Annotated in this window: 21 protein-coding genes; 3 read left to right on the top strand and 18 right to left on the bottom strand. The window is 54.3% G+C overall.

Translation table 11 applies throughout. The features are described from left to right. Nucleotides 1–4: 4 nt before the first annotated feature. From glgP to asd, 6 genes are all read right to left on the bottom strand, one after another. Nucleotides 5–2,452 carry a glycogen phosphorylase gene (gene glgP / locus E0L21_RS18020; RefSeq protein ID WP_131411899.1) on the bottom strand — a complete coding sequence of 816 codons (2,448 nt, stop codon included), beginning with the start codon at nt 2,450–2,452 and terminating at the stop codon, nt 5–7. A 19-nt stretch (nt 2,453–2,471) separates the two neighbouring features. After that, entirely contained in the window at nt 2,472–3,905 is a 1,434-nt protein-coding gene (gene glgA, locus E0L21_RS18015) for a glycogen synthase GlgA (protein WP_131411897.1), read from the bottom strand. Nucleotides 3,906–3,982: 77 nt separating this feature from the next. Next, nucleotides 3,983–5,278, bottom strand: a complete 1,296-nt coding sequence (gene glgC, locus E0L21_RS18010) for a glucose-1-phosphate adenylyltransferase (protein ID WP_131411895.1) — start codon at nt 5,276–5,278, stop codon at nt 3,983–3,985. Nucleotides 5,279–5,292: 14 nt separating this feature from the next. Then, a complete protein-coding gene (glgX, locus tag E0L21_RS18005) occupies nt 5,293–7,269 on the bottom strand; it encodes a glycogen debranching protein GlgX (RefSeq protein WP_131411893.1) in 1,977 nt (658 codons plus the stop codon). Continuing rightward, nucleotides 7,266–9,452: a 1,4-alpha-glucan branching enzyme gene (glgB, locus tag E0L21_RS18000; RefSeq protein ID WP_131411891.1), complete on the bottom strand. Its 2,187-nt coding sequence runs from the start codon at nt 9,450–9,452 to the stop codon at nt 7,266–7,268. Before glgB ends, glgX begins: the two co-directional genes overlap by 4 nt. 259 nt (nt 9,453–9,711) lie before the next feature. Then, nucleotides 9,712–10,818, bottom strand: a complete 1,107-nt coding sequence (gene asd / locus E0L21_RS17995) for an aspartate-semialdehyde dehydrogenase (RefSeq protein WP_131411889.1) — start codon at nt 10,816–10,818, stop codon at nt 9,712–9,714. 172 nt (nt 10,819–10,990) lie between these two features. Here asd and E0L21_RS17990 point away from each other — a divergent pair, with 172 nt between their 5' ends. Then, a complete protein-coding gene (locus E0L21_RS17990) occupies nt 10,991–11,584 on the top strand; it encodes a YhgN family NAAT transporter (RefSeq protein WP_017459552.1) in 594 nt (197 codons plus the stop codon). A 36-nt stretch (nt 11,585–11,620) separates the two neighbouring features. Here the strand turns inward: E0L21_RS17990 and gntU are convergent, their stop codons facing one another. The 5 genes from gntU to E0L21_RS17965 all read right to left on the bottom strand — a co-directional run bounded on the left by gntU (nt 11,621) and on the right by E0L21_RS17965 (nt 16,584). Continuing rightward, nucleotides 11,621–12,961 (bottom strand): gluconate transporter, encoded by a 1,341-nt coding sequence (gene gntU / locus E0L21_RS17985; RefSeq protein ID WP_131411887.1) that lies wholly within the window; start codon nt 12,959–12,961, stop codon nt 11,621–11,623. After that, complete coding sequence (gntK, locus tag E0L21_RS17980) at nt 12,958–13,491, bottom strand: gluconokinase (protein WP_131411885.1); 534 nt, start codon at nt 13,489–13,491, stop codon at nt 12,958–12,960. The genes gntU and gntK overlap by 4 nt, the downstream gene beginning before the upstream one ends. Nucleotides 13,492–13,627: 136 nt before the next feature. After that, nucleotides 13,628–14,623, bottom strand: coding sequence for a gluconate operon transcriptional repressor GntR (gntR, locus tag E0L21_RS17975; protein WP_131411883.1), 996 nt, complete (start codon nt 14,621–14,623; stop codon nt 13,628–13,630). 104 nt (nt 14,624–14,727) lie between these two features. Then, complete coding sequence (locus E0L21_RS17970) at nt 14,728–15,423, bottom strand: pirin family protein (RefSeq protein WP_131411881.1); 696 nt, start codon at nt 15,421–15,423, stop codon at nt 14,728–14,730. A gap of 123 nt (nt 15,424–15,546) precedes the next feature. Beyond that, complete coding sequence (locus E0L21_RS17965; protein WP_131411879.1) at nt 15,547–16,584, bottom strand: oxidoreductase; 1,038 nt, start codon at nt 16,582–16,584, stop codon at nt 15,547–15,549. Between the two features lie 320 nt (nt 16,585–16,904). Here E0L21_RS17965 and yhhY point away from each other — a divergent pair, with 320 nt between their 5' ends. After that, nucleotides 16,905–17,396, top strand: a complete 492-nt coding sequence (gene yhhY, locus E0L21_RS17960) for an N-acetyltransferase (RefSeq protein ID WP_131411877.1) — start codon at nt 16,905–16,907, stop codon at nt 17,394–17,396. Nucleotides 17,397–17,429: 33 nt separating this feature from the next. On the opposite strand, the gene ggt is transcribed toward yhhY, so the two are convergent. Then, on the bottom strand, nt 17,430–19,187 hold the full coding sequence (gene ggt, locus E0L21_RS17955; RefSeq protein WP_407928680.1) for a gamma-glutamyltransferase: 1,758 nt from the start codon (nt 19,185–19,187) through the stop codon (nt 17,430–17,432). A 123-nt stretch (nt 19,188–19,310) separates the two neighbouring features. On the opposite strand from ggt, the gene E0L21_RS17950 reads away from it, so the two are divergent. Continuing rightward, nucleotides 19,311–19,724 (top strand): DUF2756 family protein, encoded by a 414-nt coding sequence (locus tag E0L21_RS17950; protein ID WP_131411873.1) that lies wholly within the window; start codon nt 19,311–19,313, stop codon nt 19,722–19,724. Nucleotides 19,725–19,729: 5 nt separating this feature from the next. Here the strand turns inward: E0L21_RS17950 and ugpQ are convergent, their stop codons facing one another. From ugpQ to E0L21_RS17920, 6 genes are all read right to left on the bottom strand, one after another. Next, nucleotides 19,730–20,470 carry a glycerophosphodiester phosphodiesterase gene (gene ugpQ, locus E0L21_RS17945; protein ID WP_131411871.1) on the bottom strand — a complete coding sequence of 247 codons (741 nt, stop codon included), beginning with the start codon at nt 20,468–20,470 and terminating at the stop codon, nt 19,730–19,732. Further along, complete coding sequence (locus tag E0L21_RS17940) at nt 20,467–21,540, bottom strand: sn-glycerol-3-phosphate import ATP-binding protein UgpC (RefSeq protein ID WP_131411869.1); 1,074 nt, start codon at nt 21,538–21,540, stop codon at nt 20,467–20,469. The genes ugpQ and E0L21_RS17940 overlap by 4 nt, the downstream gene beginning before the upstream one ends. 269 nt (nt 21,541–21,809) lie before the next feature. Further along, nucleotides 21,810–22,655 (bottom strand): sn-glycerol-3-phosphate ABC transporter permease UgpE, encoded by an 846-nt coding sequence (gene ugpE / locus E0L21_RS17935; RefSeq protein WP_131411867.1) that lies wholly within the window; start codon nt 22,653–22,655, stop codon nt 21,810–21,812. Next, nucleotides 22,652–23,539 (bottom strand): sn-glycerol-3-phosphate ABC transporter permease UgpA, encoded by an 888-nt coding sequence (ugpA, locus tag E0L21_RS17930; RefSeq protein ID WP_131411865.1) that lies wholly within the window; start codon nt 23,537–23,539, stop codon nt 22,652–22,654. The genes ugpE and ugpA overlap by 4 nt, the downstream gene beginning before the upstream one ends. Nucleotides 23,540–23,638: 99 nt before the next feature. Continuing rightward, the gene (gene ugpB, locus E0L21_RS17925) at nt 23,639–24,955 is read right to left on the bottom strand and encodes a sn-glycerol-3-phosphate ABC transporter substrate-binding protein UgpB (RefSeq protein WP_131411863.1); all 1,317 of its coding nucleotides are present in this window, start codon (nt 24,953–24,955) and stop codon (nt 23,639–23,641) included. 308 nt (nt 24,956–25,263) lie between these two features. Further along, entirely contained in the window at nt 25,264–25,422 is a 159-nt protein-coding gene (locus E0L21_RS17920) for a type I toxin-antitoxin system Hok family toxin (protein WP_131411861.1), read from the bottom strand. Nucleotides 25,423–25,845 lie beyond the last annotated feature (423 nt).

Raw genomic sequence — 25,845 nt, 5'->3', positions numbered from 1 at the left:
TTTATTACAGCCGAACCGGTTTGATATTCCAGATATTCTCGGCATATTCCTGAATAGTGCGATCCGATGAGAAGTACCCCATATTGGCGATATTGCGCATCGCTTTATGGGTCCACTCTTCCGGATGGCGATAGAGCTCATCCACTTTTTCCTGGCAGTCGACATAGCTCCGGAAATCCGCCAGGACCTGATAATGGTCGCCAAAGTTGATCAATGAATCGACGAGATCGCGGTAGCGCCCAGGTTCCTGCGGGCTGAACAAGCCAGTGGCGATTTGCGTCAGTACCTGATGCAACTCTTCATCTTTCTCGTAGTATTCACGCGGTTTGTAGCCCTTGCGCCGCAGCGCTTCCACTTCATCCGCCGTGTTACCGAAGATAAAGATATTCTCTTCACCAACATGTTCCTGCATCTCAACATTCGCACCGTCCAGCGTGCCAATGGTCAGTGCGCCATTAAGGGCGAACTTCATATTGCTGGTACCGGAGGCTTCCGTACCCGCCAGTGAAATCTGCTCGGAAAGATCCGCCGCCGGAATAATGACCTGCGCCAGGCTGACGCTGTAATTGGGGATAAACACGACTTTCAGTTTGTCGCCAATCTGCGGATCGTTGTTGATCACCTGCGCAACATCATTGATCAAGTGGATGATATGTTTCGCCATGTAGTAAGCAGAAGCAGCCTTACCGGCGAAGATATTGACGCGTGGCACCCATTGCGCCGTTGGATCAGCCTTGATGCGGTTATAGCGAACAACAACGTGCAGCACGTTCATGAGCTGACGCTTATATTCATGAATGCGTTTGATCTGCACATCGAATAGCGCTTTCGGGTTCACTACCACGTTCAGTTGCTGGGCGATAACGATCGCCAGCCGTTTTTTATTCTCCAGCTTCGCCTGCCGCACCGCCTGATTCACCGTCGGGTAATCAATATGCTGCTCCAGCTCGCTTAACTGACTGAGATCGGTACGCCATGTGCGGCCAATATTTTCATCAAGTACGTTTGAAAGCGCCGGGTTCGCCAGCGCCAGCCAACGTCGCGGCGTCACGCCGTTGGTGACGTTGAGAAAACGCATCGGGAAGATGTCTGCGAAATCGGCAAACAGCGACTGGACCATCAAATTAGAGTGCAGCTCAGAAACGCCATTCACTTTATGGCTCACCACCACCGCCAGCCAGGCCATACGCACCTGGCGCCCACTGGATTCGTCAATAATCGACGTGCGGCTCAACAAATCGATGTTATTAGGATGCTGCTCCTGCAAGGTCTTGAGGAAATAATCATTAATTTCAAAGATGATTTGCAGATGGCGCGGCAAAATTTTACCCAGCATATCCACCGGCCAGGTTTCCAGCGCCTCACTCATCAGCGTGTGGTTGGTATAAGAGAAGACCTGGCAGGTCACTTCAAAGGCGTCATCCCAGTCGAATTTATGCTCGTCTATGAGCAAACGCATCAGCTCAGGAATCGACAGCACCGGGTGGGTGTCATTAAGGTGAATGGCGATTTTATCTGCCAGATTGCTGTAAGTCTGGTGCAGCTGATAGTGACGGCTGAGGATATCCTGCACTGTTGCGGAGACAAGAAAGTACTCCTGACGCAGACGTAATTCTCGACCGGAATAGGTTGAATCATCCGGATAAAGCACACGGGAGACGTTTTCCGAGTGGTTTTTATCTTCCACGGCGGCAAAGTAGTCGCCCTGGTTAAATTTGCCGAGATTGATTTCGCTACTCGCCTGCGCATTCCACAAGCGCAGCGTGTTGGTCGCATCGGTATCGTAGCCGGGGATAATCTGATCGTAGGCAACGGCGAGGATCTCTTCGGTTTCAACCCAACGGCTCTTTCTGCCTTCCTGCTGAATGCGCCCGCCAAACCGCACCTTGTAGCGCGTGTTGTGGCGTTTAAACTCCCACGGGTTGCCGTACTCCAGCCAGTAATCCGGCGACTCTTTCTGCCGCCCGTCCACGATGTTCTGCTTGAACATCCCGTAGTCGTAACGAATGCCGTAGCCGCGACCGGGCAACCCCAGCGTCGCCAGAGAATCCAGGAAGCAGGCCGCCAGTCGACCGAGGCCACCGTTGCCAAGACCGGGGTCGTTCTCTTCATCAATCAGCTCTTCAAGGTCGAACCCCATTTCATCCAGCGCATTTTTCACATCGTCATAGATACCGAGTGAGAGCAAGGCGTTAGAAAGGGTACGGCCAATCAGAAACTCCATCGACAAGTAGTAAACCTGGCGCACTTCCTGAGAAAGTTGCGCGCGGGTGGAACGCAGCCAGCGCTCCACCAGCCGATCGCGCACGGCAAACAACGTGGCATTCAGCCATTCGTGGCGGTTGGCGACAGCCGGATCTTTACCGATAGTGAACATCAGTTTGTAGGCAATCGAATGTTTTAACGCCTCAATACTTAACGTAGGTGAAGCATAAGTAAAAGGTGCATTCATATAAGTGATTCCTGGGAAACTATTTCAACCGAAAGTAAAGATCGCGGTATGACTGTGCAGCGATCTGCCAGCTAAAATCCATCGACATCGCCTGACGTTGCACAAAACGCCAAAGCGATGGACGGGACCACAACACGAAAGCACGCCTGATGGCCCTAAGTAGCGACCAGGCATTACTGTCTTCAAAGACAAAACCGCTAGCGACGCCATCCGCCAGGTTTTCCAGCGAACTGTCGGAAACCGTATCCGCCAGCCCGCCAGTACGGCGCACCAATGGCAGCGTGCCGTACTTCAAGCCATACAACTGTGTCAGGCCGCAAGGTTCAAAACGGCTCGGTACCAGAATCACATCCGCCCCGCCCATAATGCGATGCGAGAACGCTTCGTGGTAACCAATCTGCACCCCTACCTGCCCGGAGTGTTCTGCGGCGGCGGCGAGGAACCCTTCCTGCAACACCGGATCGCCCGCCCCCAGCAACGCCAGTTGACCGCCCTGTTCAAGAAGCCCAGGCAAGGCTTCAAGCACCAGATCCAGCCCTTTCTGGCTGGTCAGGCGGCTTACCACCGCAAACAATGGGATCTTGTCGTTCACTTTCAGCCCCATCGCCACTTGCAGTTGGCGTTTGTTTTCCGCTTTTTCTTCCAGCGTATCGCGCGTGTAGCGCGCACCGAGCAGCAAATCGGTGGCTGGATCCCAAATTTTTTCATCCACGCCGTTCAGGATGCCGCTCAAACGCCCTTCTTGCTGACGCTGGCGTAACAGCCCTTCCATGCCATAGGCGAACTGCGGTTCGGTGATCTCGCGAGCGTACGTCGGGCTCACCGCGGTAATATGGTCCGCGTAATACAGCCCCGCCTTAAGAAACGAAATCTGTCCGTTGAACTCCAGCCCATGCATATTAAAGAACGACAATGGCAGTTCGATGTCATTCATATGCTGTGCATAAAACATGCCCTGATAGGCAAGGTTATGCACTGTAAACACCGACTTGGCCGGATGCCCTTTCGCAGCGAGGTAAGCCGGAGCCAACCCTGCATGCCAGTCGTGCGCATGCACCACATCCGGGCGCCAGAATGGATCAAGCCCACTGGCCATTTCGCTGCCGACCCAACCGAGCAACGCAAAACGCAGCACGTTGTCGGTATAGGCGAACAAATTCGTATCGTGATAGGGACTACCGGGCCGATCATACAGATGCGGCGCATCGATCATGTAAATCCCCACCCCGTTAAAGTGACCGAATAACAGCGAAATAGGCCCGGCAAACGTCTCGCGTCGGGACACCACTTTCGCATCGCTCACACCACGACGAATATCAGGGAACGCAGGCAACAGAACGCGAGTATCAACACCACCGGCAATTTGTGCCGCAGGTAACGCGCCAATCACGTCTGCCAGACCCCCGGTCTTCAGCAACGGAAACATCTCAGAACATACATGTAAGACCTGCATTATCGCTCCTGTTCGAAACCCGTTGGCCTTGACGCCAGGAAAGGGAAAACAGCGCGGACCCCTTCCGCGCAAGGTTATTATCTGATGCTTTCAGCTTTTAATTTGCGCAACATTTCACGTGTGACCAACACAATCCCTTCTTCAGAACGGTAAAAGCGACGTGCATCTTCTTCTGCATTTTCACCAATCACCGTTCCTTCCGGTATCACGCAGCCTCTGTCGATAATGCAGCGATGGAGGCGACAGGAACGCCCCACCCACACTTCCGGTAGCAAGACCGAAGAGTCGATATTGCAGAACGAATTGACGCGCACGCGGTAGAACAACACCGACTGCACAACAACCGATCCTGAAATAACGCAACCGCCGGAAACCAGCGAGTTCAACGTCATGCCGTGGCTGCCCGACCTGTCCTGGACGAATTTCGCCGGGGGTAAAGATTGATTATAGGTACGGATAGGCCAATTTTGATCGTACATGTCCAGTTCCGGCATCACCGAGGCTAAATCCAGGTTCGTTTTCCAGTAGGCTTCGAGCGTACCGACATCCCGCCAGTACGGACTGGCATTAGGATCGGACTGCACGCAAGACAACGGGAAAGGGTGCGCATACGCCATGCCAGACTTCACAATCTGCGGAATGATGTCCTTGCCAAAATCATGGCTGGAATCTTCATTCTCATCGTCCTGCTCCAGCAGGTCGTACAGATACTCCGCATCAAAAATATAGATCCCCATGCTGGCCAGCGCCTGGCTGTCATCACCTGGCATACAGGGTGGCGACGCAGGTTTTTCCACGAAGTCGATAATTTTGTCGTTCTCATCAACAGCCATCACACCGAAAGCCGTGGCCTCATGTATAGGCACCGGCAGGCAGGCAACGGTACAGCGCGCCTGTTTTTCGACATGGTCAAGCAGCATGCGTGAGTAATCTTGCTTGTAGATGTGATCGCCCGCCAGAATGACGATGTACTCCGCACCGTAGCGGCGAATAATGTCGAGATTCTGCGTGACCGCATCCGCTGTGCCGCGATACCAGTTTTCACCATGCACACGCTGCTGAGCGGGGAGCAGATCGACTGACTCATTCATCTCGTTGTTAAAAAACGACCAGCCGCGCTGAATATGTTGAATCAGCGTATGCGATTGATACTGCGTGATGACGCCAATTCGTCGAATGCCTGAGTTAATGCAGTTGGAAAGGGCGAAATCGATGATGCGGAACTTGCCACCAAAGTGCACCGCGGGTTTGGCACGTTTTTTGGTTAAATCTTTCAGACGCGTCCCCCGGCCGCCCGCCAGGATCAGGGCAACAGATTTTAGTGGCAACTGACGCGCCAGCATTGTTGGGTCGTTCTTATCTAATCTCACCATGACTGACTCCTTTTTTATGACCGCTGAAATACGCACACTCCATGCGCGGGCCCGTGCCAGATAGAGACGATGACCGGATTGTCCTCTCCGGCAAAAGGCGGAATGGCGCACCATTCACCTGTGGGTAAAGCAATTTCTGCAACTTCTGCGGTGGCATTAAGGGTGATTAACACGCTGTCAGATAACAGGATCTGCAAACGGTGCACCCCGTTTTGCCACGCCTGCGGCGATAACGGCCGTCCTTCATCATTTAACCAGGCGACGTTGCCGTCACCCTCTTCCCACCATGCGTCACGCGTAAGCGCAGGAATACGCTGGCGCAAATGGATAAGCGCGGCGGTAAAGGTCACCAACCCGCTATCCACCTGGTTCCAGTCGAGCCAGGTTAAGGCGTTATCCTGGCAATAGGCGTTGTTATTGCCATGCTGGCTATGCCCCATTTCATCGCCAGCCAGCAGCATTGGCGTGCCTTGCGAAAGCAGCAGCGTAGTTAACAGCGCATGCATGCTCGCGCGCCGTCTTTCCAGCACATCAAGGCTGCCGCCTAACCCTTCTGTTCCGTGGTTAAAGCTGTGATTACTGTTGGTGCCGTCGCGATTGTCTTCGCCATTGGCTTCGTTATGTTTATGGTCAAAAGAGACGCAATCCCGCAGCGTAAAACCGTCGTGGGCGGTAATCAGGTTGATAGAGGTCGATGGCAAACGCCCATCACGTTTGAACACATCGCTGGAGGCGGCAAAGCGCCCGGCGAACTCCCCTAATGAGAGGGATTGTTCAAGCCAGAAACGGCGCGTCGCGTCGCGGAAATGATCGTTCCACTCGGCAAAAGGCGGCGGGTAGTTCCCCACTTGATAACCGCCAGGGCCGATATCCCACGGCTCGGCAATCAACTTCAGCGAGCGCAACAGCGGATCGTTTTTGATGGCAGAAAATAGCGGTGCTTGCTGGCTGAATTCCGGCGTGCGCCCCATCACAGAGGCCAGATCAAAGCGAAAACCATCCACATGAAAAGTCTCTACCCAGTAACGCAAACAGGCATGGGCGTAATCCACCACATCGGCGTTGTTCAGATTGAGCGTGTTACCGCAGCCGGTCCAATTGTGGTAATCGCCGTCCTCGCGGATCCAGTAATAGCTACGGTTGTCGACGCCGCGCAGCGAGAAGGTCGGCCCGTCGAGATCGCTTTCGGCGCTATGGTTGAGGACGATATCAAGGATCACTTCGATCCCAGCCTGATGCAGGGCTTTTACCGCATCGCGAAACTCATTAATCGCCTGTGTCGGGTGACTGGCGTAACGGGGTTCCAGCGCAAACAGCGCCAGCGGGTTATAGCCCCAGTAATTAGAAAGCCCCAGGCGTTGCAGGCGCGGCTCGCTGGCGAAATGCGCCACAGGCAATAATTCCAGCGCAGTCATCCCCAGTTGTTTAAACCAGTTGATCATCACCGGGTGGCCCAGCGCCTTGTAGGTGCCGCGTATTTCCTGCGGGATCTCCGGATGCAGCCACGTCAGCCCTTTTACATGCGCCTCGTAAATGACCGTGTTGCCCCAGGGGATTCTCGGCGGCGCGTCTGCTTCCCAGTCGTAGGCTTCGTGCACCACCACGCTGCGCAATCCGAGCACTGCGTTATCGTGGGGATCCGGCGTGTCATAACCGCCGTGAAACAGCGGGTTATCAAGCGTTTCGCCTTCAACACGCAGCGCACACGGGTCGAGCAATAATTTGGCCGGGTTAAAACGGTGTCCACGAGCAGGTTCCCACGGGCCGTGGACACGGTAGCCGTAATGCAAGCCAGGCTTTGCACCCGGCAGAAAACCGTGCCAGATATCGCCGGTGCGGCCGGGCAAGTCGACGCGCTGTTCATTGCCTTCGTCATCGAACAGGCACAGCTCCACGCGCTCTGCATGCGCGGAAAACAGCGTAAAGTTCACGCCGTTGCCCTGCACATGCGCGCCGTGGGGCGTCGCTTTTCCGGCCGTCAGCTTGCTCATTCTCCCTCCCGCACCAGCCAGATGGTCGCCAGCGGCGGCAAGGTCAACAGCAGGGAGTGCTCTCGCCCACGATTGGCGATCGCATCGCTGTGTACCACGCCGCCATTGCCGGTATTGCTGCCGTGGTAATGCATTGAGTCGCTGTTCAACTCTTCGCGCCAGCGCCCCGGTTGGTTAATACCGATGCGGTAGCCCGGGCGCGATACAGGGGTAAAGTTACTCACGACGAGAATTTCATTGCCCTGCTTATCACGGCGCACAAAGGCAAACACCGAGGCTTCATGGTCATCCACCACCATCCATTCAAAACCGTAGGGGTCGAAGTCCAGCTCGTGCAGCGCTTTGTGATGGCGATAAACCTGGTTCAAATCGCGCACCAGCCGCTGCACACCGTGATGCCAGTTATCACCACCCTCCAGCAAGTGCCAGTCGAGGCTGCCATCGTGATTCCACTCGCGGCCCTGCGCGAACTCGTTGCCCATAAACAGCAGTTTTTTACCGGGGAAAGCCCACATCCAGGCGTAATAGGCACGCAGGTTGGCAAACTTTTGCCAGGCATCACCGGGCATACGGTCAAGAATCGATTTCTTCCCGTGCACCACTTCGTCATGAGAAAGCGGCAGGATAAAGTTTTCGGTGTAGTTATAGAGAATACCGAAGGTCATCTTGTCGTGATGGTACTTGCGATACACCGGATCAAGCTTCATGTAGTCCAGCGTGTCGTGCATCCAGCCGAGGTTCCACTTGTACCAGAAACCGAGGCCGCCTTGTGATGGCGGGCGTGACACGCCAGCGAAATCGGTAGATTCTTCCGCCATGCTGACGGCACCGGGCGCTTGCTCGCCGAGAATACGGTTGGTATTGCGCAAAAACTCGATCGCTTCCAGGTTCTCACGACCACCGTATTCATTGGGGATCCATTCACCTTCTTTGCGGCTGTAGTCGCGGTAGATCATCGAGGCAACTGCATCCACTCGCAGAGCGTCAATACCGAAGCGTTCAATCCAGTACAGCGCGTTACCGACCAGATAGTTACTCACTTCCCGGCGACCATAGTTGTAAATCAAGGTGTTCCAGTCCTGGTGAAAACCTTCACGCGGATCGCTGTGCTCGTAGAGTTTGGTGCCGTCGAAGTCTGCCAGGCCAAAGTCATCCGACGGGAAATGCCCCGGCACCCAATCAAGGATCACGCCTAAACCGGCAGCATGCGCAGTGTGAATAAAGTGCAGAAAATCGTCGCGCGTACCAAAGCGGCGGGTTGGCGCGTACAAACCGGTAGGTTGATACCCCCAACTGCCATCAAACGGGTGCTCATTCACGGGCATCAATTCAATATGGGTGAACCCCATCCATTTCGCATAAGGCACCAGTTGATCCGCCAACTCCCGATAACTGAGCCAATAGTTATTGTCCGTATGGCGACGCCAGGAACCCAGATGCACTTCATAAATACTGATTGGCGCATCGAATTCATTAGCGCGTTTGCGCTCTTCGCTCTGCGTTTTCTTGCCCGGCAAGCCGCAAATCAGCGACGCGCTGTCGGGCCGCATCTGCGCCTCAAACGCGTAAGGATCAGCTTTGATACGCAGCTTACCGTGGGCATCAATCATCTCGAATTTATAGAGCTGCCCATTGAGCGCACCGGGAATGAAAAGCTCCCAGATACCACTTTCCCGACGCAAGCGCATCGGATGGCGGCGGCCATCCCAGTAGTTAAACTGCCCCACCACCGAGACACGTTGCGCGTTTGGCGCCCAGACGGAGAAACGCGTACCGACCACGCCATCGACCGTATCGGCGTGCGCACCCAGCGTTTCGTAAGGCCGCATATGCGTACCTTCGCTCAGCAGCCAGGCATCCATATCCTGGATTAACGGGCCAAAACGGTAGGGATCATCAATCAGGTTTTGTTGGCCGTGCCAGATAACGGCGAACTGATAATAGAACGGGTTTTTACGGCGTTGCATGACGCCGCAGAAGAAGCCCCTGGAATCCAGGCACTCCAGATTTCCCACTTTGCGCCCCGTTTTCGGCTCGATAACCCACACTTCGGTGGCATCAGGCAGCAGCGCGCGCACTTCCAGACCGGCTTCGGTCTGGTGCATCCCTAGCACCGAAAAAGGATCGGCAAAATGACCAGAAATTAGCGCGTTAATGACGTCTTTATCAACACGAACGGACATGATTCTCATCCTGTTGTTGTGGTATCGCACCTTCCACCGTAGTAAGTCCGGTTGCGACACTTTTTTGACCTGAACGGCGCAGCACCAAATGTGCATCCTCTCTGCTCCGTCCCATCTTCAGGCAAGATGTTCCGACACCTTGTCTAAAGCATAGCCAACACTTTTCAACACTTGAGAAAATAAACACATCTGTGCTTCTTTCTGTCAAAAAAGCACAAAAAAAGGGGCGCCGTAGCGCCCCTTGTGGTGGTGAACTCTGTTACGCCAGTTGGCGCAGCATACGACGCAGTGGTTCGGCCGCGCCCCACAACAGCTGGTCACCAACGGTAAAGGCAGAGAGGAACTCTGGCCCCATGTTCAACTTACGCAGGCGACCCACCGGCGTGGTCAGTGTGCCGGTCACGGCGGCAGGCGTCAGTTCGCGCATGCTGATCTCGCGATCGTTTGGCACCACTTTCGCCCACGGGTTATGCGCCGCCAGCAACTCTTCGACGGTCGGGATCGAGACATCTTTTTTCAGCTTGATGGTAAACGCCTGGCTGTGGCAGCGCAGCGCGCCGATGCGCACGCAAAGGCCATCGACCGGAATCACATCCCCGGTGTTGAGAATTTTGTTGGTTTCGGCCTGGCCTTTCCACTCTTCACGGCTCTGGCCGTTATCGAGTTGTTTGTCGATCCACGGGATCAGGCTGCCCGCCAGCGGTACGCCAAAGTTATCGACCGGCAGCTCGCCGCTGCGGGTCAGCGCGGTCACTTTACGTTCGATATCCAGAATCGCCGAAGCGGGATCGGCAAGCTCAGCGGCAACATGGCTGTGCAACTGGCCCATTTGCGTCAGCAGTTCACGCATATGGCGCGCGCCGCCGCCGGACGCCGCCTGGTAAGTGGCAACGGAAACCCACTCCACCAGATCGTTAGCAAACAGCCCGCCGAGTGACATCAGCATCAGGCTAACGGTGCAGTTACCGCCGACGAAGGTTTTCACACCGTTGTTCAGACCGTCGTTGATCACCGCCTGGTTAACCGGGTCGAGGATAATGATGGCGTCATCTTTCATGCGTAAAGAGGAAGCCGCGTCAATCCAGTAACCCTGCCAGCCGCTTTCACGAAGCTTTGGATAGATTTCGTTGGTATAATCGCCGCCCTGGCAGGTGACAATGATGTCGAGTGCCTTCAGCGCTTCCAGATTGAACGCGTCCTGAAGCGTGCCTGCTGTACTTCCGCCAAATGCGGGTGCAGCCTGCCCAAACTGGGAAGTGGAAAAGAAGACAGGGCGAATGGCGTCGAAATCGCGCTCTTCAATCATGCGCTGCATGAGAACGGAGCCGACCATCCCGCGCCAACCGATAAAACCAACATTTTTCATAGCGAAGTTCCTGCGAAGGTGTGTGCTGTGTATACGAACCAGTATCCCACTGGGAATAGCCACATTACAAAATGCAGCCAAAGTCGCAAGTGAAATTAATCAATGATCGCGAACGTATCAGAAATGCAGCTAATTACTGCAATTTTGCCGCCTGCGTCAGGGATAAGAGTGAATGACTGATATCATCTCCGCCACCGTGTTATTGATCCTGATTATGGATCCGTTGGGCAACCTGCCCATCTTTATGTCGGTACTGAAACATACTGAGCCGAAGCGCCGACGGGCGATCATGATCCGCGAGCTGCTGATTGCGCTGCTGGTGATGTTTATCTTCCTCTTCGCCGGGGAGAAAATCCTCGCGCTGCTGAATTTACGCGCAGAGACGGTTTCTATCTCCGGCGGCATTATTCTGTTCCTGATTGCCATAAAGATGATTTTTCCCAGCGAGTCCGGCAGCAGCTCTGGCCTGCCCGCTGGCGAAGAGCCGTTTATTGTTCCTCTGGCAATTCCGCTGGTGGCAGGTCCAACGCTGCTGGCAACGTTAATGCTGCTTTCCCATCAGTATCCGAATCAAATGAGTCACCTGGTGATCGCGCTGCTGATTGCCTGGGGCGGCACCGTGGCTATCTTGTTGCAATCGTCGCTGTTTTTGCGCCTGCTCGGCGAGAAAGGGGTTAATGCGCTGGAAAGGCTGATGGGGCTGATTTTGGTGATGCTCGCCACCCAAATGTTCCTGGATGGGATTCGGGTGTGGATGAAGGGATAAAACTTACCCTCTCCCGGCGGGAGAGGGTTTGCAAACTTAGCTCAACAGTGAAAACGCAATCATCCCGATAATCGCACCGGTGGTGCCGAGGATGGTTTCCATCATGGTCCAGGTTTTCAGCGTTTGTGCTTCGGTTGCGCCGGTAAAGCGGCCATACAGCCAGAAACCGGCATCATTGACGTGGCTTACCACAATCGAACCGCCCGCGATGCAGATAGAGAGTGCCGCCATCTGCGCGCCGTTGAAGTGCAACTGTTCAATAACCGGCATCACCAGGCCGACTGCCGTCAGGCAGGCAACCGTGGCGGAACCCTGAATAATGCGCACCGCAGCGGCCAGCACAAAACAAGTGATCGCGATAGGCAAGCCCAAGCCGGTCAACGCTTCGCCCAGCGCCGGACCAACGCCGGAATCCACCAGCACTTGTTTGAACACACCGCCTGCGCCAATCACCAGCAGGATAATGCCCGCCGGTTGCAGCGCGTGACCGCAGATTTCCATCACGCGATCTTTCGGCATCCCCTGACGCATCGCCAGGCCATAAATCGCCACCAGGCAGGCAACGAGGATCGCGGTGAACGGGTGACCGATAAACTCCAGCCAGTTGTACAAATTGCTGCCTTCGGCTACAAAACGTGCGGCGATGGTTTTCATCCCCACCAGCACCAGCGGGAGCAAAATCAGCGACAGACTAAAACCGAACGATGGCATTTTGCCTTCGCCCAGGTGCGGTTCGCTAATGTCATCCGGAATGTGCAGTTCTACGTAGCGGCTAATAAAGTTGCCCCACAGCGGGCCGGCAATCAGCATGCCCGGAATTGCTGCGCACAGGCCAATCAGGATCATCCAACCGAAATCCGCGTGCATTTGCGATGCCAGCAGCATCGGTGCAGGCCCCGGCAGCAGGAACGCCGCGGCGGCTGCAACACCGGCAAACAGCGGAATCACCAGTTTCACCAGGTTGGTGCCAGTGTGGCGCGCCATGGAGAACGCCACGCTAATCAGCAGTACGATCGCCACTTCAAAGAATAGCGGCAGCGCACAAATCAGCCCCGCCAGACCAATCGCGTAATGCGCGCGGCTGTGGCCGAAAGAGTGGAGCATTTTGACGGCGATTTGGTCCACCGCACCGGTCTCATGAAGGATTTTGCCGAACATGGCGCCGAGCGCGACCACAATCGCCAGAAAGCCGAGCGTGCCGCCCATGCCTTTTTCCATGGTCTGCGCGATTTTAATCAACGGCATCCCGGAAAAAATCCCTGCACCAATAGAAACCACCATCAAAGCAACGAAAGCGTGCATACGCGCTTTCATCACTAAAAACAGCAGCAGCAAAACCGAGCCTACTGCTGTTAAAACAAGCGTTAATGTACTCACTTAGCACTGCCTTTATTGATGACTTCAATGGTGCTGGCAACAACACCATCCAGCGGCTGGTCAATATCCACAACCAGAACATCCGGCTCATCTGCGCCCGGTTCTTGCAGCGCTTCAAACTGCGTTACCAGCATTTGCGTTTTGAAGAAGTGCCCTTTACGCGCTTTCAGGCGGCTTTCGATCACGTCGAAATCGCCTTTCAGATAGATGAAAGAGAGGTTTGGGTTTCCGTCGCGCAGCTGGTCGCGATAGTGTTTTTTCAATGCAGAACACACGATCAGCGATACTTTGTTGGTGCGCTGCATGGCGAAAGCGGCGTCGTTCAGCGCTTGCAGCCACGGTTTGCGGTCATCGTCATTCAGCGGTTCACCGGACGCCATTTTGGTGATATTGCTGCGCGGATGGAGGAAATCGCCGTCGAGAAACGCGGCATGTAGCTGATGCGCCACTTCGCTGGCAACAGCAGATTTTCCACTGCCTGAAACGCCCATCAGAATATAAACGTGGTTTTCAAGATTTGTCGTGCTCAAGGGTAGCCCCCACAGGTGCAAGAGTGAATTGTTACGGGTAACTGTTATCGGTAACATTGTCCTGCTGGGGTAACGGAGAAGCAATATCCATTCGTGCCAGAGATAAATAACTGTGAGCTAGTTCAAATTTGTCGAGCTAAATAGATCCGCCCGGTGACAAAGTGAAACCTAAATCTAACATTTTCGGCGTAACTGACTCACCACGAATGCGCGCCAGCAAACGTTCAGCACCAATACGCCCCATGCGTTCACGCGGCGTGAGCACACTTGCCAGACGCGGCTCCATTACCTGCCCAATGTCGTGACCGTGGAACCCGGCGATTGCCATATCCTGCGGAATTTTCAACCCCAGACGCTGGCACTCAAACGCCGCGCCAACGGCAAGGTCATCGTTAGTACAAAAAATTCCGTCAAGCTGGGGGTACTCGCGGCGTGCCTGGCGCATCAGCTCAATACCGGCGGTATAAGAGGAAGATTGTTCCACCATCACACTGTACGGCGTTAAACCTGCATCCAGCATCGCCTGCTCATAACCCTTCTGTTTGATGATAGTACGTTCGTCCAGGCGTGCGCCGAGATAAGCGACCCGACGGTGGCCGCGCTCCAGGATGGCCGATGTTATCTGCCGTGCCGCTTCGAAGTTATCAAAGCCAACGGCGATATCGAGGCACGGCGAGCGGCTGTCCATTAACTCCACGACCGGAATGCCAGCAACTTCAATCATTTTCAGCGTGCGCGGCGTATGAGTACGTTCGGTAAGAATCAGACCGTCAATATTCCAGGAAAGCATCGATTCGAGGCGCTCTTCTTCCATCTCGGCTTTGTAACCGTAGTGCGCCAGCATGGTTTGGTAACCGTGCGCGTCGGTGACGCTTTCAATCCCGCGTAATACTTCAGCGAAAACCTGGTTGGTCAAAGAGGGAAGTAACACGCCAATTGCTCGGCTGGTGGCGTTGGAGAGAATATCGGGCGCCCGATTCGGAATGTAACCCAGTTCATCAAGCGCGGCGGCGATTTTGCCACGTAACGCGACGGAAACTTGTTCCGGGTTACGTAAAAAACGGCTGACGGTCATTTTGGTCACGCCAACGCGATCGGCCACATCCTGCAGTACGGGTCTTTTCTTTTTCATCGTCCTGACATTTTATTCTGAGTGAGAGATTTCCTCAGTTTATCACGGACAAGACACAACCTTCCGGCCAAAACCAGGAGGTTGTGTCATTTATTTAAACAACGTTATACCGGCGGCAGATCGAACAGCAGGATTTCACTGTCGCTATCGGCATGCACCGAGATAGCCTGCTCATCCCAAATCGCCAGACCATCACTGGTGGTGGCTTTTGTCCCGTTGATAGTGACTTCGCCTTTCACCACCTGGATCCACACGCGGCGTTCAGCGGCGATCTGGTGGACAGATTGCTCATCTTTTAACAGCGCCCAACGGTAAAGCTCCATATCCTGATGCACTTTCAGCGAGCCATCACGCGCATCCGGCGACAGCACCAACTGTTTGCCCTGCAACGCATCAAAGCGACGTTGTTCATAACGCGGCGTGATACCGTTAGTTTCTGGAATGATCCAGATTTGGTACAGGCGCAGACGGTCGGTTTTGCTCGGGTTGTATTCAGAATGACGCACCCCAGTACCGGCGCTCATAATCTGGAACTCACCCGCAGGTACCTGCTCTTTATTGCCCATGCTGTCCTGGTGTTCTACCGCCCCTTCCAGCACATACGTCAGGATTTCCATGTCCTTGTGCGGGTGGGTACCAAAGCCCTGGCCTGCATCAATAATGTCATCGTTAATCACTCGCAGTGCCGAGAAGCCCATAAAATTCGGGTCATAATAATTGGCAAACGAGAAGGTGTGCCAGGAATCCAGCCAACCATGATTTGCATGGCCACGGTCATTTGCTTTGCGTAAGAAGATCATGTTTTTTACCCCCGTATGTTTTCGATGGAGTAAGTGTGGACGCAATCGACCACCGATCATAGAGGGTGAAAATTGACTCCTCTGTTCAAAAAAAATGAATAAGTAACGAGGAGCCGTTTTCGGTTATTTGGCGAGGGTTATCGTGGCAGGAGAAGCCTGTTCAAAGGCGCGTTCCAGCAGCTCGAGGTTAGTGAGAACTTCAGATTCCTTGACGTAATTTGGCGCACCGGTTGAAAGCGTTTCATACAGCGCATCGTAGACGCGTCCGTAGTCGCCGGTTTCCGGAGCTATCTCTTCCCGCACCGTTTCACCCGCCGCATTCACATATTCCAGAATGCCCTTGCTTTCATCAGCCGCAAAACCAGGGTCGCCCGGCATAATATTGGCTTTCAGGCTGGTTTCCTGCTGATCAATGCCATATTTGATAAACGACCCTTTGGTGCCATGAACAATAAATTTCGGGTAATCAATCTTCACCAGATGGCTGGTTTTGACGATGGTTTTTAAATCGCCGTAAAACAGCTGGGCTTCGAAAGTATCGTCCGGGTTAGCTTTATTACGCAGGCTGCGGATGTCATACGCGGCGTGATCCGGGCGGCCAAACAGCGAAATGATTTGATCCATCGTATGCACGCCAAGACCATAGAATGAGCCGTCCTGTGGCAAACCAGGTTTGGTTTCCGCAACCGGGCGGAAGTAGTCAAAATGGCTTTCAATTTCCACGATATTGCCGAGCTTGCCGCTTTCAATCGCCTTCTTGGTGGTGAGGAAGCAAGAGTCAAAACGGCGATTCTGGTACGGCGTCACCGTCAAACCTTTGCGTTTCGCCAGCTCAAACAGCGTTACCGCTTCCGCCATCGTCGGCGTGAAGGGTTTTTCCACCAGCACATTTTTACCCGCTTCCAGCGCGCGCTTCGCGTAGTCGAAATGGCTGTCGGCATGAGTACAAACGATCACCAGTTTGACCTGCGGATCATTAAAGATGTCATCAATATCGCTGGTGAAGTGAATATGTTGATACTGCGGATACTGCTCTTCCGGCTTCGGGTGGCGGCGAAAAATGTGCGCCACACGCCAGCTATCTTTACGGTGCAGAACATAAGGGAGGTGATAACGGGTGGTGCTTTTACCAAAGCCGATAAATGCGCAATGTAGAGTCATAATTCAGTCCTTATCAAGGTGACTCCTACTACCTTAGCGCATCTGCAAAGGTGCTGTCCCTGCCCCTTTTCTCAAATGGGTTTCAACCTGGCTGGCAAATTAAAGGCAAAAAAAAGCCAGCACGCGGCTGGCTAAGAAATACTGGAAGCAATGTGAGCAATGTCGTGCTTTCAGGATTACCGCAACGGTGTCCCTGAATGCATGGCAATAATAATCATTATCATTCGCACCTGTCTACTTTTTTTTGCAAAAAATGGCAGTTGACGCTTCGCCAGAAAGCCGGGAAGGTAATTGTCTACCCGATCAACAGGAGAAACAGGATGAGTGAGATAGTGGTACGCCATGCCGAAGCGCGCGATGCAGAAGCTTTACGTCAGTTTTATGCGCAACCCGAGGTGTATCATAACCTGCTACAGCTACCTCATCCCCCGACTGAACTCTGGGAAGATCGCCTGAAACCGCAACCCGACCGCCGCCAGTTAGTCGCGTGCATTGACGAGCAAGTCGCCGGAAACCTGACGTTAATGGTGGAACAAAACCCGCGTCGCAGCCATGTGGCGATATTCGGCATGGCGGTTTCATCGGCGTTCCATAACCGGGGCGTCGCCAGCGCGCTGATGCGCGAGATGATCAACCTGTGTGATAACTGGCTGCGCATTGAACGCATTGAGCTCACTGTGTTTGTAGATAACGCTCCGGCGTTGGCGGTGTATCGCAAGTTTGGTTTTGAAATCGAAGGCACCGCTAAGCGCTACGCGCTGCGTAACGGCGAATATGTTGATTCGTACTTTATGGCACGCATGAAAGGCTAAGAAAATCCTCTCCCCTTTGGGGAGAGGATTTGTTCAGTATCCGGCAGTTAAATCATCCACCGAACGCGGATCCGATGCCCCATACAGCGTGCCATCCGGCCCGACCATAATGCTCTGCGTACTGCCCATCGCTTCCTTTACCGCCACTTTTTGCCCTTTCTGCTCAAGCAGTTTTAACGTGTCCGGGCTAAAGCCTTTCTCGACGCGCAGTTCATCCGGCAGCCATTGATGATGAAAACGCGGCGCGCTGGTCGCTTCGGCGACGTTCATCCCAAAATCAATGCTATTGACCACCATTTGCAGCACGGTGGTGATAATTCGGCTGCCGCCGGGGCTACCGGTTACCAGCCAGGTTTTGCCATCTTTCAGCACAATGGTTGGCGACATCGAAGAGAGCGGGCGTTTACCCGGCCCAACCGCATTCGCATCGCCGCCCACCAGTCCGTAGACATTCGGCACGCCCGGCTTGGCCGAGAAATCATCCATTTCGTTATTCAGCAGAATGCCGGTATTGCCAGCGACAATCCCGGTGCCAAATACCGTATTCAGCGTATAGGTGACCGCAACCGCATTGCCGTCTTTATCCACCACGGAGAAGTGCGTGGTTTGGTTACTTTCGTAAGGCTCGAGCTTGCCGGGGCGGATCTGGCTGGAGGGGCGCGCTTTGTTGACATCAATCTGCGCGGCAATCGATTTGGCGTATTCCTTGTTGGTTAACGCCTGCCACGGCACTTTGACAAAGTCCGGGTCGCCCAGATATTCCGAACGGTCGGCGTAGGCATATTTCTCCGCCTCAGCCATCACTTGCATCGCATCCGCGCTGCCGAAGCCATATTTCGCGAGATCGAAGTTTCCCAGGATATTGAGGATTTCCACGATATGGATCCCACCTGAAGAAGGCGGTGGCATGGAGTAAATCTGGTAACCGCGATAGTCGCCGCTTATTGGCGTGCGCTCCACGGCTTTGTAGTTGGCTAAATCCTCTTTGGTGATAAGCCCGCCGTTTTTGCTCATCTGCTGGGCGATTTGCTCAGCAATTGCGCCTTTGTAGAAGGCATCCGGGCCTTTTTCCGCAATCATCTCCAGGCTTTTGGCGAGATTGCTTTGCACCAGCTTGTCGCCTTTTTTCAGCGGCTCGCCATCTTTCCAGAAAATAGCTTTGCTGGTTTCGTGGTTGGGCAACACTTCGCTGCCATAGGTTTTCAAATCTCCGGCCAGCGCATCGTTAACCACAAAGCCCTGTTTCGCCAGCTTAATGGCCGGCTGTACCACTTTGTTCAGCGGTAGCGTGCCGTACTTCTCCAGCGCCAGCGAGAAACCAGCGACGGTGCCGGGCGTGCCGGACGCCAGATGGGAAGTCAGGGATTTTTTACTGTCCGGGTTGCCTTGATCGTCCAGAAACATATCGCGTGTCGCGCCAGCGGGTGCCATTTCGCGGAAATCAATCGCCGTGACCTTCCCCTCTTTGCTACGAATCAGCATGAAGCCGCCACCACCGAGATTGCCCGCCTGCGGGTGTGTAACCGCCAGTGCGTAACCCACCGCCACCGCCGCATCCACCGCATTACCGCCCTGCTTGAGAATATCGACACCGACGCGCGTGGCGGTTTCATCCACCGAGGCAACCATGCCCTGCTTCGCCACCACCGGATGGAAGACATCGGCTTCAACCCCGTAAGACACCGGAGGCGGCGCGGTTGCCTGCCCTTCTGGCGGCGCAGCCGCAACGCCAAAACATCCTCCCGCCATCAGCGCGGCAATCGCCAGCCAACGCGCAAACTTCTGTTTCATCATCGTCGTTCTCCACAATAAGGGCTACAGTCCCCGCTTAAGCCTGGTTCACAACTCTTAAAAATGCATTGTCACGAATGAAAGCGAGTAAACTGATAGGAAACCTCAATGGAGGAAAGGACGATGAAACGATTACTGATTCTGGCGGCCCTGCTGCCTTTTAGCGCCTTCGCGCAGCCGTTAAACACCACCAACGACCCTCACCAACCGGGTTATGTGATCCCAAGCCAGCAGCGGATGCAAACGCAAATGCTCAACCAGCAGCAACAGCATCAAGGGATGCTGAAACAGCAGATGCAGACGCAAACACAACTGCAACAACAACAGTTGCAGACGCAGATGAACAACAATTCCCAACGGGTAAGGCAGGCACAGCCGGGGGAGCTCGATCCCGGCCGCCAGCAGTTGCTCCCCAACAACAGCGCCGGGATGCTCAGCGGGGGAACGAATAGCAGTGGTGTGACACAGCAGCATATGCTGCCGCAAACGCAAAACGGCGACATGCTGCAAAGCACATCGCCGTCGACAACACCTTAGTACTGTTAGTACTGGAAGTGTGGCCCGATATCGTCGATTTTATCGGTACAGATAGAGTCAACGCCCCAGTGCAGTAATTCCGCCGCCCGTGCGGGCTGGTTGACGGTGTAAACCAGAATGCGCAAGCCCGCATCGCGCAGCATACGCACGCGGGCTTCATCCAGCAGTTTATGGTTCAGATGGATAGACACGCACTCCAGCCGTTCGGTGAGCGCCTGCCAGTCATCGCGCCACTCATCAAGCAGCAGGCCGCGCGGTAATTCCGGCGCAGCTTGTTGTGCCGCTTCCAGCGCGTCAATTTCAAATGATGAAAGCAGTGGCGGTGTCATCCCTGCCCACAGTTCGCGCGCGGCCAGCGCAACGACTTTGCCAGTCAGCGGCCCGGTTCCAGTGGTGGGTTTGATTTCGATATTTGCCATCATGCCGTGCTGACGGCAGCGCTCTGCCACCTCAGAAAGCAGCGGCAGCGGCTCACCCTTGAACTCACCGCTGAACCAGCCACCCGCATCTACTTTCAGCAGATCGCTCCACGCCAGTTCGCCCGCAACGCCCCAGCCGTTGCTGGTACGCTCCAGGTTGTCGTCATGCAGCAGAAAAATCTGCCCATCTTTCGACAACTTGGCATCAAACTCAATCATCGTGTGCCCGTAACGCGCGCCAACATCAATGGCGGCCAGCGTGTTTTCCGGCGCCAGCTTACCGCCGCCGCGATGGGCGACAATGTGGGGATATGGCCAGTTGCTCATACTCGTTGTCCTGTTTCACCATCAAATAAGTGCAGGTGATTTTCCGGCAAATGGAGCCACAGCGTGCTGCCTGCCGTCGGGCGATCCTGATGCGACAAACGCACCACCACTTTCTGCTCGCCCCAGCGACCATGCGCTAAGTTATCCGCACCGAGGATCTCCAGCGTATCCATCACCAGCGGTACACCGCCTGCGGCCTGTGAGCTTAGCGCAATATGTTCCGGGCGGATACCCAATGTCATCTTGCGACCGGCATAACCGCGGTAGTACCAGTTGATGGGCAGCGCCATGCCGCTCTCCAGCTCAAAGTGCGTACCGGCGCTGCTGATGCGACCATCAAGCAGGTTCATCGCCGGGCTGCCGATAAAGCTCGCCACAAAGCGGCTGGCGGGCTTTTCATACACCTCAACCGGCGTACCGATTTGCTCCGCCACGCCTTTATTCATTACCAGCACGCGCTGCGCCAGCGTCATCGCTTCCACTTGATCGTGAGTGACATACAAAGAAGTGGTGTTCAGACGGCGATGCAACTGTTGCAGTTCAAGGCGCATTTGCACGCGCAGCTTGGCATCGAGGTTGGAAAGGGGTTCGTCAAACAGGAACACCGCCGGATCTCGCACAATTGCACGGCCCATCGCCACGCGCTGACGCTGGCCACCAGAAAGCTCACGCGGGCGGCGTTTTAACAGGCCATCTAATTCAAGAATACGCGCCGCTTCCGCGACACGCCCGGCGATATGCTCTTTACCCATGCCGCGGATTTTCAGTCCCCACGCCATGTTCTCTTCCACGCTCATGTGCGGGTAAAGCGCATAGTTCTGGAACACCATCGCGATACCGCGATCTTTGGGTTCCATTTCGGTGACGCGCTGGGTATCAATCCAGATATCCCCGCTGGTCACGCGCTCCAGGCCTGCGACCATGCGCAGCAGTGTTGATTTACCGCAGCCTGAAGGGCCAACCATCACAATAAACTCGCCGTCGGCGACATCCAGCGTCAGCGGCTGAATCACCTGGGTTTTGCCGTTGTCCCAACTTTTGGTGACCGCTTGTAATTTTAATCCTGCCATATAAGGTTGCATCTCTTGATTGTTCGTGAACGTCGCTGGCGGCCATTTTTGCCCAAGGCAAGGCGCGAGCGGCGAAGTTTGGTGGGCCCAAATAAAACGCGAGTAACGCAGCTTTGGGCAAAAATGGCCCCAGCCCTTCGGGACGCGTGCCGAAACCGCGTACTCTGCGTTGTCGGATTTGGACATAGGCCCACTATGTCCATCATCCTCCGCCTTGATTACGCGATTTCGGCTCAGCGTCGACGTCACGCACAATCAAGGGATACAACCTACTTCTCACTGTCGACCAGGCCACGCACAAACGCGCGCTGCATGGCTAAAACGATAACGACCGGGGGGATCATCGTCAGCAACATGGCTGCCATGACTTGGTTCCATTGCGTGGTGCTTTCGCCGCTGGCGATCATGCTTTTTACCCCCGCCACGGCGGTGCCAAGGTTGACGTCGCTGATAATCAGCAGCGGCCACAGATACTGATTCCAGCCGTAGATAAAGGTGATGACGAACAGCGCCGCGAGGTTGGTTTTCGACAGCGGCAACACGATGTCGCGGAAAAACCGCATGGGCGATGCGCCATCAATACGCGCCGCTTCCATTAGCTCGTCCGGCAAGGTCATGAAGAACTGGCGAAACAAAAACGTTGCTGTCGCAGAGGCCATCAGCGGCAGCGTCAAGCCGGTATAGCTGTCGAGCATTTTCAGGTTCGCTATCACTTCCACCGTTGGGAAAATACGCACCTCAACCGGCAGCATCAGCGTGCAGAAAATCATCCAGAAGAAGAGGTTACGCAGCGGGAAGCGAAACCAGACAATGGCGAAGGCCGAAAGCATCGACACGGTGATTTTGCCGACGGTGATGACAAACGCCATGATGAAGCTGTTGGTCAACATCAACCAAAATGGTGCGCTATTCGCGCCAATACCATTGACCCAGATGTTGCGCAGGTTTTCCCACAAATGGGTGCCGGGAATCAGCGTCATTGGCGTGTCGTAAACGGCGTTGATATCCAGCGTCGCCGTCACAAAGGCGACATACAGTGGAAACAGCACCACCGCAATCCCGAGAATAAGCATGACATGGCTGAACAACGTCAGTCCGGGGCGATTCTCAATCATTGGTAGCGCACCTTACTTTCAACATAGCGGAACTGGACAACCGTCAGCACTATCACCAGGAACATCAGCACCACCGATTGTGCCGCAGATGCGGAGAGATCCAGCCCGGCGAAACCTTCGCGGTAAATTTTATAAATCAGCGTAGTGGTTGCCTGAACCGGGCCACCGGCTGTCGCGGCATCGATCACCGGGAAGGTGTCGAAGAAGGCGTACACCAGGTTAACCACCAGCAGGAAAAAACTGACCGGCGCAATCAGCGGCAGCGACAATTTAAAGAAGCGGCGGATCGGCCCGGCACCGTCAATGGCGGCGGCTTCGACCAGTGAGCGCGGAATCGACTGCAAGGCGGCGAAAAAGAACAGAAAGTTGTAGCTGATCTGCTTCCATACCGAAGCAAAAACCACGAGGAACATCGCCTGGCTGCTGTTCTGCGCGTGGTTCCAGTCATAACCAAACTGCTCAAGGAAGTGCGTAATCAACCCCCGGCCAGGGTTAAACAAGAAGATCCACATCACGGCAGCAACGGCTGGCGCGACGGCGTAGGGCAGTAACATTAAGGTTTGATAGATTCGGCTGCCGCGCACTACGTTATCCACCAGTGCGGCAAAAAACAGCGAGACCAGTAAGCCGCTGAACGTCACCCAAGCGCTAAAGCGCATGGTGGTCCAGAAGGAGTCCAGGTAATAACTGTCGTGAAACAGCGCGACAAAATTATCCAGCCCAACAAACTGACTGGATAGCCCGAACGGATCGACACTTTGTACCGAATACCACAGCGCTTCAGCCGCAGGCCAGATAAAGAAAATAATGGTGATCGCCAGCTGCGGTGCAACCAACAAGTAAGGGAGCCAGCGCGAACGAAACACCGGACGGGATGAGGACATAAGCGACTCTTTTCAGATAGGCCGGATAGCAACGGCCTACCATTAAGTAGGCCGTATTTGTCTGCCGGATAAGCGCGTCTCATCCGGCAAAGCGCTACATCAAGACTTGGTTGACTGCTCGAAGCGACGCAGCAGTTGGTTACCGCGCTCAACGGCGGAATCCAGCGCCTGTTGCGGGGTTTTCTTACCTGTCCACACGCTTTCCAGCTCTTCATCAACAATGGTACGGATCTGCGGCATGTTGCCCAGACGCAGACCTTTGGTGAACGGCAACGGCGGCTTGTTCAGCATCTGACGCGTGGCAATGTCTGCGCCCGGGTTCTTGTCATAGAAGCCCTCTTTACGCGTCAGATCATATGCTGCGGTAGTGATAGGCAGATAGCCCGTTTTCTGGTGCCATTCCGCTGCGATTTCCGGCTTCGCCAGGAAGTCGAGGAACTGGGCCACGCCTTTGTAAGTGGCATTGTCTTTACCCTGCATTACCCACAAGCTTGCACCGCCGATGATGGCGTTCTGCGGCGCGCCTTTCACGGTGGCGTCATAGGGCATCATCCCAACGCCATAATTGAATTTGGCGTAATGGCGAATATCCGCCAGCGAGCCGGAAGAGGCGGTAGTAATGGCGCAGTCGCCGTTATAGAACTTCTCGGTGGACTCATCTTTACGTCCGAAGTAGCTGAAATCGCCTTTCTTGTTCAGTTCTTCCAGCATGGCGATGTGTTTCACCTGCTCCGGCTTGTTGAACTCCAGTACCGCGTCAGTACCGTCAAAGCCGTTATTTTTAGTAGCAACCGGCAGACCATGCCAGGCGCTGAAGTTTTCAATCTGGATCCAGCCCTGCCAGCCGCTGGCGTAGCCGCATTTCATCCCGGCTGCTTTCAGCTTGGCGGTGTACTCGGCCAGGTCCTGCCAGGTTTTCGGCGGCTGATCCGGGTTTAGGCCCGCTTTTTTAAAGGCATCTTTGTTGTAATACAGCACCGGAGTAGAGCTGTTGAACGGCTGAGAGAGCAAATGTCCCGTTTTAGAATCGGTGTAGTAACCCGCAACGGTTGGCACAAACTGGCTTTCATCGAAGTTGATGCCCGCGTCTTTAAACACCTGGTAGACAGGTTTGATCGCTTTAGACGCCATCATGGTGGCGGTACCGACTTCATAAACCTGCAAAATCGCCGGTGCATTACCGGTACGGAAGGCCGCTATACCCGCGCTCAGGCTCTGCTCGTAGTTGCCTTTATAGATCGGTACGATTTTGTAATCCGGGTGGGTGTCATTGAAACGTTGCGCCAGGGAGTCAACTTCTTTACCTAACTCCCCTTCCATCGAATGCCAGAACGGAATGGTGGTTACTGCCATGGCGTTGCCTGCAAAGACTAATCCCATCGCCAGACCCAAAGCTGTATGTCGTAACGTTGTCATTGTGCTCTCTCTTGTTATGCGGTATGCGCGATTTCACGCGTTTTTATGCTCGCGAGGTAACATGACATGCTCGAATTACAGAAAAATAACCATTTAATTACAAATAGATGACATCCAGGCGTCAGGAAAATGTCGCCTGGATGATAATACGGTGAAGGAAAAATGGCGGTTAATCGGAGTCCCGTCGCGTTTTAGAAGGGAAAAAGGGCTTCTCCGTTGAACAGAGAAGCCCTTTATAAAGGCGCTAAGAGGTATGCACATTACCGTTTTTCCTGAAAAGGCAGGAATTTCTCCCTGCCTCCAGGTTGCTACTTACCGGATTCGTAAGCCATGAAAGCCGCTACCTCACGCAACCCATCTTTGTAACGAATTTCGCACAGCGATTTTCGAGTCAGCCAGGTGAATATCAGCAGTGTGAGACACACTATCAGAACGCACCATATGAAAGAGTTAGGTGTCAGCTTCATAGCCTCTTCTCTGTCAACGCAAAGCAGAAACGGCACCTTCATTGCGAAACAGAGATGTCCTGTGATTGCCTGAGCGGCTTAGGCAGCACGTGCCAAAAGTGGAAGTTGAAGAACCATCTTTGCGAGCAATACATAACAATACTTTGATGGCGCAGCGGGTATCACTGCCTTAGAACATGATATGTAAGAAGGATTGATTGCAGTCTGGAATCCGGACGTGGGTTTATTGATGATAGAGCCGAGTTGAGATATCCGATATGAAGAGGCCAATAGTGCACAAAAATGATCGTCTGCCAGCGCCGAGAACAAACCTCTCTACACCTGAAGCACGGCAGCGCGTTATCAATGGACTTGTTACTACGGCTAAAGCTGACTTTGTCTCCTTAGTTCACTGGCTGAAAGTAGGTAAACAGAATGGTGAAT

This window comes from Kosakonia quasisacchari (assembly GCF_004331415.1).
GTDB classification, from domain to species: Bacteria; Pseudomonadota; Gammaproteobacteria; order Enterobacterales; family Enterobacteriaceae; genus Kosakonia; species Kosakonia quasisacchari.
This window is presented reverse-complemented; position numbering and strand designations above follow the sequence as displayed.